The sequence below is a fragment of the Streptomyces sp. NPDC018833 genome (genome assembly GCF_044390825.1).
In the GTDB taxonomy this organism is placed as follows: domain Bacteria; phylum Actinomycetota; class Actinomycetes; order Streptomycetales; family Streptomycetaceae; genus Streptomyces.
The window spans coordinates 15,025-27,103 of record NZ_JBIRZM010000017.1 but is presented as its reverse complement, the minus strand read 5'-3'; the positions used below and the strand labels follow the sequence as shown (position 1 = coordinate 27,103).

Here is a 12,079-nt window from a genome sequence, read left to right as displayed (position 1 = left end):
CCGAGCAGTGGTTGAACCCGGGGGTGTCGATGAAGAACCCGTCACCGTCCGTCAGTCGCCACACCGACGGCTGGAGCTTGTGGAACGCTCCCTGGTTCTGCGCCGAGTCGATCGCCCCCGGCCGCAGCGCTCGGTACCCGTCGGGCCGTTGACCGCTGAACGGATGTCGGCGAACAGACCGAACGAGGTAGACCCGTCGCCCACCCCGTTGCCATATCCGGCGGCACTTCATCACCGTCGACAACCTCCGCGCCGCAGTCACCCGGATGGTCAACGCCACTTTCTCCGCCCGGGACACCGCGTGGTGGGGGCAGGGCAACGCGTGTGCCTCGGACTCGAAGAAGTTCGGGTCCTGGTCCAGCAACTTTATGACCGAGTACCAGGCCCGGTACGGCGGCAATGGCGTGATGATCTACTGGCACGTGGAGCGGAAGAACGTCTGTATCTACTCGCAGCTGAAGTCCTGTTCGTCGTCCGAGGTCGCGGCGATGATCGAGGGACTGCTGCGGCACTGCACGGACGCCGAGATCGAGTCGAACTACGTCGACACACACGGCGCGAGCGTGGTCGGGTTCGCCTTCACCGAGCTGCTCAACTTCCGCCTGCTGCCCCGGCTTAAAAACATCGGCAGCATCCGCCTGTACCGCCCTGACGACGACCCACCTGGCTGGCCGGCGCTCGGCGCCTCCCTGACCCGGGCCATCAAGTGGGACCTGATCGAGCAGCAGCACGATCAGATGGTCAAGTACGCCACCGCGCTCCGCCTGGGGACGGCGAGGCGGAGCAGGTGCTGCGGCGCTTCACCCGCGGCGGGCCCAAGCACCCCACGTACGCCGCGCTCGAAGAACTCGGCCGCGCGGTCCTTACGGTCTTCGCCTGCGACTACCTCGCCGCTCCCGGCCTGCGCCGAGAGATCCACGGCGGGCTCCAGGTCGTGGAGAACTGGAACTCGGCGAACACCGTGCTCCACTACGGCAAGGACGGCGCGCTCACCGGCCCGGACAAGGAACACGCCGAGACCTCCATGCTCGCCCTGCACCTTCTCCAGTCCGCGCTCGTGCACGTCAACGCGCTGCTGCTTCAGCAGGTGCTCGCCGAACCGGCCTGGGCGAAGAAGCTCTCGGACGAGGACCGGCGCGGGCTCACCGCGCTGTTCTGGTCCAACGTCAACCCCTAAAGCATCTTCCGCCTGGACATGGACAAACAACTCGACCTTGGATCGTCGGCCACGGTGCCCGGCCCACGGCCTTCAAGAGCTGGGACGCCCACCGTGGTGCCCTCGCACAGCCGAGTCCGCAGACCGTGATCTCCACGGAGGCCGACTGCAGCGACACTGCGCCGGGGTGACCTGTAACGGCAGTATGCGCGGGCTCCTCGGCCTCAGTCCGCGGCCCCCGCTGGTGGGTTATGCCCGCGCAGGGCAAGGAACGCCTGGTCCACCAGAGAGGGGAGGTCTTCGGCTCCCTCGCTGTCCACCCAAATGGTGAGGGCGGTGGTCAGTGCGGCCAGCGCGGCGGCGGCGACCACCCGGGTGGCCAGTTCACTCCGGGCTGGTCGGCGGGTGCTGAGGGCCTGGGCGAGCAATTGCTCGGTGGCGTACTGGTTTTCCCAGGTCCGGGCGCGCAGGGCCGGGGTTTTCAGGACGAGCCGGGTGCGCACCAGGAGGGCTTCTTTGTCCGTGGCGTAGACGGCTGTCAACCCTTGGCCCAGTGCCTGGTGCAGGGTCGTGAGCGCATCCTCTTCGGGCGGGCGCTGTGCGATGAGTTGGATGATCATCGGGTCGTAGTCGTCGGTCTCGACGACGGCCTCTTTGGTGGGGAAGTGCCGGAAGAAGGTCATGTGGGACACACCTGCAGCAGCGGCGATTTCCTCGACTGTCGTGTTTTCGTAGCCCTGGCTGAGGAACAGCCGCAGGGCGTGCTCCTGGATGGCGCGGCGGGTCTGGGCTTTCTTGCGGGCGCGCAGACCCGTCGGCTGGGGCGGGGATGCGGTCATGGCTGTCTTTCTTCCGGGAGTCGGTGTCCGAGCAGGGTGGTGTGCCAGGGCTACCGGATGCTGCCGCGGTCGAGCATGCGGGTCAGCCACCGGTCCAGCTCGGTGGGGGAGGTGCCGTGCCAGGCCAGATGAGCATCGGGCCGTACCAGCATGGCCTGTCTCTGGGTGGTGGTCAGAACGGCCGTCGTCGCGTCTCCCAGGTGTCGGCGGGCGACGGCCTCGCAGTCCTCTCTGGTGGTGGTGGGTGCGATGAGGGCCCAGCGGGATCCGAGCTCCGCGTGCAGCCGGGTTGGGCTGCCGTCTTCCCGGGTGCACGGCAGATCGGGGATCCTGTCGCCGGCATGCGGACTGAGGCCGAGCAGGGCGGCCGGGGACCGGCTGGCCAGCGGGCCACGGCGGTAGCTGACTTTCAGCTGGGAGGATTTCTCCCAGATCAGCCGCTGGATGAGCGGCCGGTTCATCAGCGGGACGAAGAGGTGGTCGCGCACCGCCCGGGCCACCGGGGTCTGGCCGACGATCATGCGGGTCATGCCGCTGGTGGACTGCAGCACCTCCTGGGCGATCGGTCGGCGCTCGGCCTGATAAGTGTCCAAGAGCGCGTCCCTGGCGCGGCCGGTGGCGACGAGGGCAAGCTTCCAGGCCAGGTTTTCGGCGTCGCCCAGGCCGGTATTCATGCCCTGCCCGCCGAACGGGCTGTGAATGTGTGCGGCGTCCCCGGCCAGCAGGATCCGTCCACGGCGGTAGGTGGAGGCTAGGCGGCGGTGGATGCGGAAGGTGGAGGTCCACAGCGCCTCTCGCACCGCCACGGTGGGCAGCCCCGCCTCGTCGCAAAGCACCTTGGTGAGTACGGCCAGCACGTCGTCGACGTCGAGATCTTCTCCGGTTCCGGCAGGGGCCGGGGCCATGAGCCGCCACAGGTCAGTGCCTGGCAGGGGAAAGACCCCGACCATCTGATCTCCGCGCAGCCACACCGACACCGCATCCCGGGGGAGGGGCAGCTCGGCCCGCACGTCCGCGAGCAGGAAGCGCTCGATAACGGCCACTCCGGGGAACTCGATGCCCGCCGACTTCCGCACCCGGCTGTGCGCGCCGTCGCATCCCACCAGCCAGTCTGCATGTATCTGCTCGCCGGCGAGCCGGCTGGCCACGCCGTCAGCGTCCTGGTCGGCGGTGAGCAGTTCCTGTCCCCATTCCACCTCGACTCCCCGGTCCGCGAGCCGCTGCCGGAGCCTCGCCTCCACCTCGGCCTGGGACATGAGCAGGCCGGGCCGGGTCACCAGTTTGGTTTGCTGGCCGACCTTCAGCCGGGCCATGAGCTTGCCGTCGACGTGGGTGGTTACCTGCCTGATGGGCACTGACCGCTGCGGCAGATCGCCCAGCGCCCCGAGACGGTCCAGGACTTCGGAGCCCCGTGGCTGCAATCCCAGGGCTCGAGAAGTCGCTGAAGGCCCCGATGCCCTGTCCACTACCCGGACCGCCACCCCGTGGGCGCGGAGTCCGCACGCCAGGGCGAGCCCGGTGGGGCCTGCTCCAGCAACTACGACGACGGGAACATGCATGCCAATCTCCTCTGCTAGCGTTATTGAATAACATTTGTTAGACGCTAACCCGAGACCTAGGCGAGGTCAATACACCTCCCACGCCAGTCCGAGTGTCTGGAAACGACGGCACCCTCAAGTGATCAACGCACCACCCTCGGATGATCATGTGGTCGTGGAGGCACAGGTGTGTGACTACGGGTTCTCGCCGGCTCAGCAGGATGAGATCTGGAGACGCTGACGCGAAGGACAGTCGTTCAGCTTGATGGGGCGGGCACTCGGGGCACCGATGCACCATGTCCGCCGGTTCCTGCATCAGGGTGGCGGTGTCCGCCTGGCACCGCAGCAGTCAGAGCGGCATTTGCGGCACCCCGAGCGCCTGGGCGACGAGGAACGTGAGCAGTTCGCCGTTGTCCTCGCCCGCTGCCCTGAGCTGAAGGCACTTCACGCCCACGTCCGCGATTTCGCGGGGATCCTTCAAAACCGCTCCGGCCAGCACCTCAAGGACTGGACCACCGCCACCCGCACCGCGGACCTGCCCCGGCTGCACGCGTTCGCCACCGGCCTGGAGAAAGACTGGGACGCCGTCGTCCAGGGCCTGAGCACCCGCTGGAACTCCGGCCCCGTCGAGGGCCGTGTCAATCACATCAAGATGATCAAAGGCCAGTGTTCGGACGAGCCAGGCTCCCCCTACTCCGCAAACGTGTCCTCCTCACCGCGGCACAAAGCGGCCACCGTCACCTCCTCTGCCCTTGATAGAACTGCCTCATGAGTTCGAACGAGGACCAGATCGTGCAGGTCGAGCACCACTTCGGAGTCCGGTTTCCCCAGGACTACCGGGACTTCCTGGGTACTACAGGGAGTCTGAGTCAGTTCCTTCCTCCCGCTGACGACTTCCTGGTGATCGACGCACTGGACGAGCTCATCGGCATCAACGACGCCGGTGAATTCCAGAAACGCTTCCCCGGCGCCGTCGTCATCGGCGGAGACGGAAGCCGCGAGCTGCTTGCCTACGACTTCCGCCAGGACACCCCAGCTCTGGTGACACTCGACGTCTCCGCGGAAGACTGGTCATCGGCCATCCACCAGGCAGCGTCCCTCTCCACTCTGCTGGATCAGTTCCCTCAAACCGGGTGGAAATGGGACGACACCGATCCCACGCCCTCCTGACCGCTGCCCTTACGGAATGTGTGCCAGAACCCGCTAGGAACAGCGTTTGTCGACGGGATCCGGAGTCAGGTGGTGATACTCGGCTCGTGAATGTCGAGCAGAATGACGACACTGCCGTAGGGCGGCGAAGAAAGGGAGGGCGGAACCGACGGGGCGTTGGCAGGACGATGGGTGCCTCGCTACCAGTCTCGGACGGACTCCACTCCGACGATAAGACTGTCACGGGCGCCTTCGAGGCCAGGGCCGTGGAGTGCTTCGGCCTCGTTCACCACGTGGTCGAGGGCGGCGAAGAGCTCTTCCCGCTCAACGGTCTCGATGAAGCCCGATCGGCGGTCAAGCTTGTTGAACGCCTCACCATAGGCACGCCCGATCTCCTCCATGCGTGTCGATCGGACGTCTGCGGGTTCTTCAGCGAACACTTGAAGGATCGCCTTCCGAGTCGTCTTGTACTGGGCGACAGCCCTCTCGAAGGTGGTGGTGCTGATCTGTTCGCGAGCGTCCCAGTCGCGCAACGGGTTGTTCCGGTTCTCCTCGACCCATTCGGCCTTGCGGGCCCGGACGACGGACACGTAAGTGCCCGCGGGGATCTCGGGTCGCCAGGTGCTGCGCATGGCTGAGGCGTACTCGGCAGCGATGCTGTAGAGGTCCACTGATTCCAGCTCCGGCACGCACTGAGGCCGCAGACTGTCCTCTCCAGTCATCCCGAACAGGTCAACGATGCGGATCCCCTGGAGAGAGGTCAGCCGGTTCAGCTCGCCCGCGGCGGAGAGGAGGCCAAGGCATCCGCGCAGATGGAGCCAGGTCGCCCCCGGGAAACGCTGGACGAGCTGCGCACAGTCGAGGAAGTCGATGTCCGTGATCGTCAGGTGGGTGACCTCTGATCTTGGTGCTGTCGGCTGACTGAGGAATTCATTGACCGTCTCTCCGGTGTACTCCGCCTTCCAGGCTGCGATCGGGTCCTCGTGTACGCCGCTGTCCCACCGCCGCTGCCGGGCGAGCTGATCACCCAGGCGCCATCCGGAGGCCCAGCAGTTCGCCGGTTCGTCGTGGAGCAGGGGCATCGCTCCGACGACCTTGTGGCTGCGGGGCAGGACCCATGCGTGGTTGCAGAAGGACAGTGCCCCGTTCCATGAGTGGTGGGTGAGCCTAAGCGGGGCGACGTCGCCGAGGTCGGCCACGGACGACGGCTCGGGGCCGGACCAGTCCAACTCGAGTACGGCCGCTGTCTGGGAATCGGCATCGAGCCGGACTATCTGCGCGGCTGTCCACTCCCCAAGATCCCGCGAATGAGCGGCCACCACGTCGCCGACCGTGATCAGCCTTGGCGGCGCGGCCTGCTTCCGAATCGACATGCCCTGACCCTAAAGGTCGTCGGGATCGAGACCGTCGCCGCCATGCTCGATTCCTGCGAGCCGGTGCCTCCCTAACTGAGCAACACCACCCCACCGTGGATCGGGGTGCCTCCCAAGCCCCCACCAACGCCCCTCACTCGGCCTGTAGCGGTCCGGCCTCGCACTAGGCAGTCGGCGACCGATGTAACTGTTTCCGGCGCGAAGGAGCGCTCGACGCCTTCGCCAGGGTGAGGCGGTGGCCTGTCGCCACGAGCTCGCGAGGTGGCACGTCAATGCGGAGGGTCAGAGGTCATGGACCGGCGCGGACGTGTCGGTCCAGTGCCAGTTGACGGGACCCCACTGCATTTTCAGGGCGGTGCGTTGCCGGGCGTACGCGCGCAGCGCCTCCTCGACACCGGCCCCAAGACCGGTGAGGTCATCGGGGACGGGCACGCGCAGGATCAGGTGCTGCTTGTTGTGGACCAACAGCAGGCCGCGGTCGGGCGTGCAGGCGGTGAGGGTGAAGTGGTCAACGCCTTGAAGGTCTTGGTCTCAGCGTCCAATTTGGCGCGCAGCACCCCGGTCTTGTTCCAGGCGTACAAGCCGTAGCGGTTGAGGTGTAAGGCGTGGCCCCGGTGCGGGTCGCCGGCCAGGTTGAAGCAGAAGTCGGTGAACGGGGAGTCACGCCACTCGTGCAGGCCGTGGAGGCGTCCGGTCATCTCCCCCTGGTCGTTGACCAAGGCGAAGACGAACGGCTGGCCCCGGGGGTTTGCACCATGTCCCTTGGGCAGGTCGTTCCAGTACCCCGGCCCGTTCTGGATGCGGCATCGCGTGCCGTCTGCGAGTTCTAGGTGGAAGTCCCGCCCGGGGGCATGGCCGTGGCGGACTGCGTTCGCGGTGAGCTCGGCGGCGAGGAGGGTGATCGTCTCGTTGGACGTCGAGTCGTACGGGTAGCCCCACTCGTCCAGCCGGTGCGACACCAGCCGGCGGGCAAGGCGCGCGCCGCGTGGGGTGGACGTGAATTGCATCGAGAACTCGCGGGTGGGGGCGGGCGGTTGGGCCGGTGCCACGTGAGGGGTAATCGCTCCGTTCATCGGGGCAACGCTGGCGGCTCGTGCGTACCATTGACCAGGAGGGACGCGATGATACGGGTGCGCGATGTACGCGGGGGCGGGCGGCGCTGTACGCAACGTAGCGCGTGACCGGGGGCGGGGGCGTTGGGGAGTTGAGCACGTGGAGCCGTGTGTGGTCCGGACACGCGCGGAAGGCCGTCGTTGCTACCGGTCGCGGCCCGGTGGCAGCTCCCAGCGACCGGAGTGGCCGGGTGAGAGCTCCAAGTCGTCCCGCACGGCCGCGTAGTACGTCTCCCGAGCCGCGCGCTGCTTCGCCAGCAGGGCCGACCAGGCATCCGGCGCCCGTCGGCCCTCGCGCAGGAAGCTCTCCATCTCCAGCACCACGACGACCCATTCGCGCGCCTTCTGCACCACGTCACGGGAGCCGAGCATCAACAGCGCCTCGCCCGACGGGTCGCGTGCGTCGCTCGCCGCGGCGAGGAAGGGCGCCGCGTCCTCGGGTGAAAGCGGGTGCGGATGCGGGTCGTTGCCCAGGTGGGCCGCGACCCGGTACGTCAGGGTGACCGACTTCTTCAGGGACCGCGCGTAGTCGGAGTACACCGCCAGCCGCCGCTCCTCCCAGCGCGCCGCCTGTTCCCGCCGGAAGCGGGCCCGGTCACCGCGCATGATCGCCATGTAGGAGCAGAGTGCGCCGATCACCACACCCAGCAGCGCCGGAAGCTGTTGTATGAACGCGGACATGACGCCACGGTATCCGCAACTCCGTGGCGCCACGGTGTCAGCGGCGGGCGCGCCCGGCTGCCCGGCGTGCGGGCTTCAGCGCCTGCGCCGCGGCGCCCGCCACCTGCTTGTCGGGGTGGTGGTCCCGCAGGGAGACCAGAGTGCGGTGGGCGGTGAGGGGATCCGCGGTGGCCAGTGCGCGGATCAGCGCCGGTGCCCCGCCCGGCCACGCGGCGGACTCCTCGTCGAAGGCGGGGAGGAGCGTCGTCGGCGGGATCTCGTCCAGGGCGGGAATCCGCGTTTCGTCGTCCTCATGACGCTCCGTCACATAAGCCCGCATGTCCTCCATCCACAGCCGGTCCAGCTTTTCGGCGAGGGTCGTCGCCGTGGCGTTCGGCGGCACGCTCTCCTCGCTGACGTCCTCACCGCGCGCGAGCAGGAGGCGGCGGGCCTCGGCGCCGGTCACCGGGTCGGCGAGGGCCGTGCGCAGGGCCGCGACCGGGATGCCGGCCAGGTCGAGAAGGTCGAAGCAGTCGCGGACGCGGGTGCCGTGGAGATCGAGGGACTTCGCCTCGGAGACCGCGGCGAGCACCGGCGCCCACGCCTCGCCGCTGTCCGCTCCCCCGTTGCGGGCGGCCCAGTCGGCAAGGGTCCGCGCCGCGATCCGCTGGGGCCAGTTGCGTACCGCGGCGACGGTCTGTTCCGCGTCCCAGCCCGCGACGGTGTCCGCGTCGGGGACGGCGACCTGTCCGGCGGCCATCACATGCCGCATGACCGCACTGCCGAGCGGCGTCAGTCCATAGGTGTCGCCGCGGCGGAAGACACAGCCGGTCTCGGCCAGGCGGTCGACGAGGGCGGCGAGGGAATGCGCGACAGGGTCGAGTTCCTCCCTGTCCGCCTCGGTACGGCCGGGCAGCCCGAGCAGCGCCGACAACTCCTCGGGCGACGGGGTCTCATACGTCGCCGTAGCGATGGCGGGCACCCCGGCCGGGGCGTCCTCAAGCTCGGGCGGGATCTCCGCGAAGTCGCTGTCGGACGCCTTGCGGGCCACCGAGTCCGGAGTACAGCCGCGTTCGTAGAGGGCGTAGAGGAGATGCGCACCGTCCACGGACCAGCTGTCCTGCGGGCCGGTCACGGTGGGCAGCCGTTCGACCTGGGCGGCCAGGATGTCGGCGGCCAGCTCGACGAGTTCCTGCGGTGTGCCCTCGTCCCAGACGGCGGTGGCGGGCCCGGGAAGTCCGCAGCGTTCGGCGATCTCCCGCAGGTCGTCATCCAGCTCCGGGCCGGCGGCCAGGGCGGCCGGCAGCGGGGCGGCGTGCAGCAGGGCCCGGATGTCCTCGGGCGCGGGCAGGCGGGCCGGGGGCGGCAGGGGGATCGAGGACGCGCCGTAGTAGTCGAGGTGTTCGTCGAGCATGCGGTCCGCGAGGGCCGCGTGGGGCAGCGCCTCGGGACTCGGCGCCAGGCCGGCGTGCGGCCCGGCGAGCGCCTGGGTCAGACCGGTTGCGGTCCAGCGGTCCGTCAACGCGTCCGCGATGCGTTCCAGTTCGGCGCCGAGCGCGTCGTCGGGCCGGTCTGCGTCGAGGGGCGGGGCCGGGAGCAGCCGATCGGCCGGGGAGGTGGCGGCGGTGTCCCGTGCGAACGCGGCGAGCAGCGATTCGGCGAGCCGTGCGCGGGTGGCGAAGGTCCGGCCGGCCATCTCGAAGCGGTGCAGGGACTCGGGCAGCGTGGGCCGCTCGGCGTGCGGCGTGCGCTCGTAGGCGTCGACCCAGGCGCGTACGGCGTCGGCGTCGCCCGGGTCCGTGCCGTCGGCCCTCAGCAGCGACGCGTACCAGCGCGGCCAGGTCAGCCGGGCCGGATCCGCCATGGCGGTACGGAAGCCGGGCACGGCCTCGTCGATCGCCGCGAGCAGGCGGGTGTGGCGTTTGGCGTTGAGGCGGCCTGCCGCGCGGACGCGGTCGGCGAGCGCGGTGAGCACGGCCGGGACGGCGGCCAGTTCGTCGTCGGACGCCCAGAGCAGCTCGGGCAGGTCCTCGTGGAGCACCTGGGCGACCAGCTGCGGTGTCGGTTCGGGCACGCCGCTCCTGCGGTCGGCTCCGCGCAGCGCGAGCAGGGTCAGTACCGCGTCCGCGGGGCGGACGGGCAGGGCGGTGCCCCGCTCCCGGGCGGCCCAGGCGAGGAAGTCGTCGAGTCCGGTGTTCAGCGCAGTGGTACGAGTCACGCGGGGAGCGTATGGAACCGGGCGGGCTGCGCGCGGGTCCACCGGACGTGGGGTAGCCCGATCGAGCGAGCGACCGGCCCACCTGCCGGTCCTGGGGGCGGCGTGCCGATGAGTTCGGGCGCCGCGAGCGGTCAGCACTGCATGACTGCTTCTGCCACCTCTGCTGCCTCGGGGGCGACCCCCGCCGTACCCGACCTCCGGTCCGCCGCCGACGGGATCGTGACGCTCCTTCCCGAGATCGGCGACGATCGGCTGGGCGATCCGACGCCGTGTCCCGCGTACGCCGTACGGGAGCTCCTGGCCCACATCCACGGGCTGGCCACGGCCTTCCGCGACGCCGGGCGCAAGGATCTGGGCCCCATGACCGGGAGCAGCCCGGACGCGGAGCTCCCGGTCCTGCCCGACGACTGGCGCACCGCGATTCCCCGGCGCCTGGACGAACTGGTCCAGGCCTGGCGCGAGCCGGCCGCGTGGGAGGGAATGACCCAGGCGGGCGGCATCACGCTGCCGGGCGCCGTGGCGGGCCGCGTGGCGCTGAACGAGCTCGTCATCCACGGCTGGGACCTGGCGCGTGCCACGGGCCTGCCGTACGCCCCCGACGAGGCGAGCATGGCCGTGTCGCGGGAGATGCTGACCCCGGCGGGCGACGACGAGCTGCGGGAGGGCATTTTCGGCCCTGTGGTGCCCGTGCCGGAGAGCGCGCCGATGCTGGACCGCATCGTGGGCCTCAGCGGCCGCCGCCCGGACTGGACTCCGGCGGACACACGCTGACGGGCGGGGCCGGGACGGGACCGGTCGCGGGTCGGCGATCACTGTCGCGGGTCGCCCGTCGCTGTCGCGGGTCGGCGGTCGCTGTCGCGGGTCGCGGGTCGCGGGTCGCGGGTCGCCGCAGCGGGCCTGGACCGGTCACGGTCGTGGCCTGCTCCGGCGGGCTTGGACCGGTCACGGTCGCCCGTCGGCGGTCGCCGGTCGCCGGTCGCCGGTCGCCGGTCGCCGCAGCGGGCCGGCTCGCCGCCCGGGGTGTGCGCGCAAACTGTCGCCGTCCGCCCGCAGGGCGGCGGTCCGCGGGTGCCCGGTGCCGGGGACACCTCCCGTGCCCGAAGCGCATCCGCTGCCCTGCGCCCGCCGCTGCGCACGTCGGATGCGGCCCACCCCGGGCGCCCGCACTCCACCCGGGCGTCAGCCCCGCGCAGGAAAACGGTCCGACAGGAACTGCTCGAACGTGACCGTGCCGACGGCCCGCTCCGGCGTCAGATGCCCGCCCGCCCGGAACCCTCGGTAGGCCTTGCCTGCCAGGCGCACGTTCAGCAGGGGCCGGCGTCGTCCGCTCGCGCGCAGATAGGCCCGGGCCAGCTCCGGAAACGTACGGACCTCGGGGCCGCCCATGTCCGGCACCCTCCCCCAGCCTCCGGCCGGGGGGACCCCCATCGCGGGCGCCCCGGTCGCGAGTTCGGCCAGCCGGGCAGCGACCTCCGTCGCCTCGATCGGCTGGTCGGCGACCCCCGCGGGGAGCAGCATGACCGGCAACTTCGCCGAGCTACGCAGCACCTGGAGCACCAGGTCGTGGAACTGCGTCGTGCGCAGCACGGTCCAGCCGAGACCCGACTCCTCGACCAGCCTCTCGACGGCGAGCTTGGTCCGGTAATAGCCGAGCGGCACCTGGTCGACGCCGACGATCGAGATGTACACCAGATGCCGCACGCCGGCCCGGCGGGCCGCCTCGATCAGATGGCGTGCCGCCTGCTCGTCGCCGCCGCGCGGCGAGGTCGCGCAGTGCACGACGGTGTCCACGCCCGCGGCCGCCGCGGCCAGGCCCGTACCCTCGCGCAGATCCACCGCGTAAGGCCGGGAGTGTCGGCTCAGCACCCGGACCTCGTGCCCTCCCCCGGAGCCTCCGGCCTCGGTGCTGTCCCCGGCGCGCAGCCGCTCGGTGACGAGCCGGCCGAGCGTTCCGGTGCCGCCGGTCACCAGGATCGTGGTCATCGCAGTTGTCGTCCCTTCGGTGGGCGTGCGCTCCCGGGTGGAGCGCACGTC

General features: G+C 70.1%; 11 protein-coding genes and 1 pseudogene. 4 read left to right on the top strand and 8 right to left on the bottom strand.

The genetic code is table 11. The annotated features are described in order from the left end of the window. The first annotated feature begins 266 nt into the window (after nucleotides 1-266). Nucleotides 267-1,177 (top strand): annotated as a pseudogene (locus ACH5AF_RS28205) (Tn3 family transposase). Nucleotides 1,178-1,380: 203 nt separating this feature from the next. Here the strand turns inward: ACH5AF_RS28205 and ACH5AF_RS28200 are convergent. Further along, nucleotides 1,381-1,995 carry a TetR/AcrR family transcriptional regulator gene (locus tag ACH5AF_RS28200; protein ID WP_398905395.1) on the bottom strand — a complete coding sequence of 205 codons (615 nt, stop codon included), beginning with the start codon at nucleotides 1,993-1,995 and terminating at the stop codon, nucleotides 1,381-1,383. 50 nt (nucleotides 1,996-2,045) lie between these two features. After that, nucleotides 2,046-3,554 (bottom strand): FAD-dependent monooxygenase, encoded by a 1,509-nt coding sequence (locus tag ACH5AF_RS28195; protein WP_398905394.1) that lies wholly within the window; start codon nucleotides 3,552-3,554, stop codon nucleotides 2,046-2,048. Nucleotides 3,555-3,798: 244 nt separating this feature from the next. On the opposite strand from ACH5AF_RS28195, the gene ACH5AF_RS28190 reads away from it, so the two are divergent. Both ACH5AF_RS28190 and ACH5AF_RS28185 read left to right on the top strand, forming a co-directional pair. Continuing rightward, complete coding sequence (locus tag ACH5AF_RS28190) at nucleotides 3,799-4,305, top strand: transposase (protein ID WP_398905392.1); 507 nt, start codon at nucleotides 3,799-3,801, stop codon at nucleotides 4,303-4,305. Beyond that, nucleotides 4,302-4,703 (top strand): SMI1/KNR4 family protein, encoded by a 402-nt coding sequence (locus ACH5AF_RS28185; RefSeq protein WP_398905391.1) that lies wholly within the window; start codon nucleotides 4,302-4,304, stop codon nucleotides 4,701-4,703. The genes ACH5AF_RS28190 and ACH5AF_RS28185 overlap by 4 nt, the downstream gene beginning before the upstream one ends. Nucleotides 4,704-4,882: 179 nt before the next feature. Here the strand turns inward: ACH5AF_RS28185 and ACH5AF_RS28180 are convergent, their stop codons facing one another. The 5 genes from ACH5AF_RS28180 to ACH5AF_RS28160 form a co-directional block, all read right to left on the bottom strand. Further along, nucleotides 4,883-6,055, bottom strand: a complete 1,173-nt coding sequence (locus ACH5AF_RS28180) for a hypothetical protein (protein ID WP_398905389.1) — start codon at nucleotides 6,053-6,055, stop codon at nucleotides 4,883-4,885. Between the two features lie 282 nt (nucleotides 6,056-6,337). Then, the gene (locus ACH5AF_RS28175; RefSeq protein WP_398905388.1) at nucleotides 6,338-6,487 is read right to left on the bottom strand and encodes a hypothetical protein; all 150 of its coding nucleotides are present in this window, start codon (nucleotides 6,485-6,487) and stop codon (nucleotides 6,338-6,340) included. A gap of 8 nt (nucleotides 6,488-6,495) precedes the next feature. Further along, entirely contained in the window at nucleotides 6,496-7,128 is a 633-nt protein-coding gene (locus ACH5AF_RS28170; protein ID WP_398905387.1) for an ATP-binding protein, read from the bottom strand. Between the two features lie 183 nt (nucleotides 7,129-7,311). Further along, on the bottom strand, nucleotides 7,312-7,848 hold the full coding sequence (locus ACH5AF_RS28165) for a hypothetical protein (protein ID WP_398905386.1): 537 nt from the start codon (nucleotides 7,846-7,848) through the stop codon (nucleotides 7,312-7,314). 37 nt (nucleotides 7,849-7,885) lie between these two features. Further along, a complete protein-coding gene (locus ACH5AF_RS28160) occupies nucleotides 7,886-10,045 on the bottom strand; it encodes a hypothetical protein (protein ID WP_398905385.1) in 2,160 nt (719 codons plus the stop codon). Between the two features lie 141 nt (nucleotides 10,046-10,186). On the opposite strand from ACH5AF_RS28160, the gene ACH5AF_RS28155 reads away from it, so the two are divergent. Next, entirely contained in the window at nucleotides 10,187-10,816 is a 630-nt protein-coding gene (locus tag ACH5AF_RS28155; RefSeq protein WP_398905383.1) for a TIGR03086 family metal-binding protein, read from the top strand. A gap of 408 nt (nucleotides 10,817-11,224) precedes the next feature. Here ACH5AF_RS28155 and ACH5AF_RS28150 read toward each other — a convergent pair whose 3' ends face one another. Beyond that, nucleotides 11,225-12,028 (bottom strand): SDR family oxidoreductase, encoded by an 804-nt coding sequence (locus tag ACH5AF_RS28150; protein WP_398905382.1) that lies wholly within the window; start codon nucleotides 12,026-12,028, stop codon nucleotides 11,225-11,227. Nucleotides 12,029-12,079: the final 51 nt, after the last annotated feature.

Bases quoted from the DNA above. Each gene is read 5' to 3' on its own strand.
- ACH5AF_RS28200 (WP_398905395.1), bottom strand. From the start codon at position 1,995: ATGACCGCATCCCCGCCCCAGCCGACGGGTCTGCGCGCCCGCAAGAAA.
- ACH5AF_RS28195 (WP_398905394.1), bottom strand. From the start codon at position 3,554: ATGCATGTTCCCGTCGTCGTAGTTGCTGGAGCAGGCCCCACCGGGCTC.
- ACH5AF_RS28190 (WP_398905392.1), top strand. From the start codon at position 3,799: ATGGGGCGGGCACTCGGGGCACCGATGCACCATGTCCGCCGGTTCCTG.
- ACH5AF_RS28185 (WP_398905391.1), top strand. From the start codon at position 4,302: ATGAGTTCGAACGAGGACCAGATCGTGCAGGTCGAGCACCACTTCGGA.
- ACH5AF_RS28180 (WP_398905389.1), bottom strand. From the start codon at position 6,055: ATGTCGATTCGGAAGCAGGCCGCGCCGCCAAGGCTGATCACGGTCGGC.
- ACH5AF_RS28170 (WP_398905387.1), bottom strand. From the start codon at position 7,128: ATGAACGGAGCGATTACCCCTCACGTGGCACCGGCCCAACCGCCCGCC.
- ACH5AF_RS28165 (WP_398905386.1), bottom strand. From the start codon at position 7,848: ATGTCCGCGTTCATACAACAGCTTCCGGCGCTGCTGGGTGTGGTGATC.
- ACH5AF_RS28155 (WP_398905383.1), top strand. From the start codon at position 10,187: ATGACTGCTTCTGCCACCTCTGCTGCCTCGGGGGCGACCCCCGCCGTA.
- ACH5AF_RS28150 (WP_398905382.1), bottom strand. From the start codon at position 12,028: ATGACCACGATCCTGGTGACCGGCGGCACCGGAACGCTCGGCCGGCTC.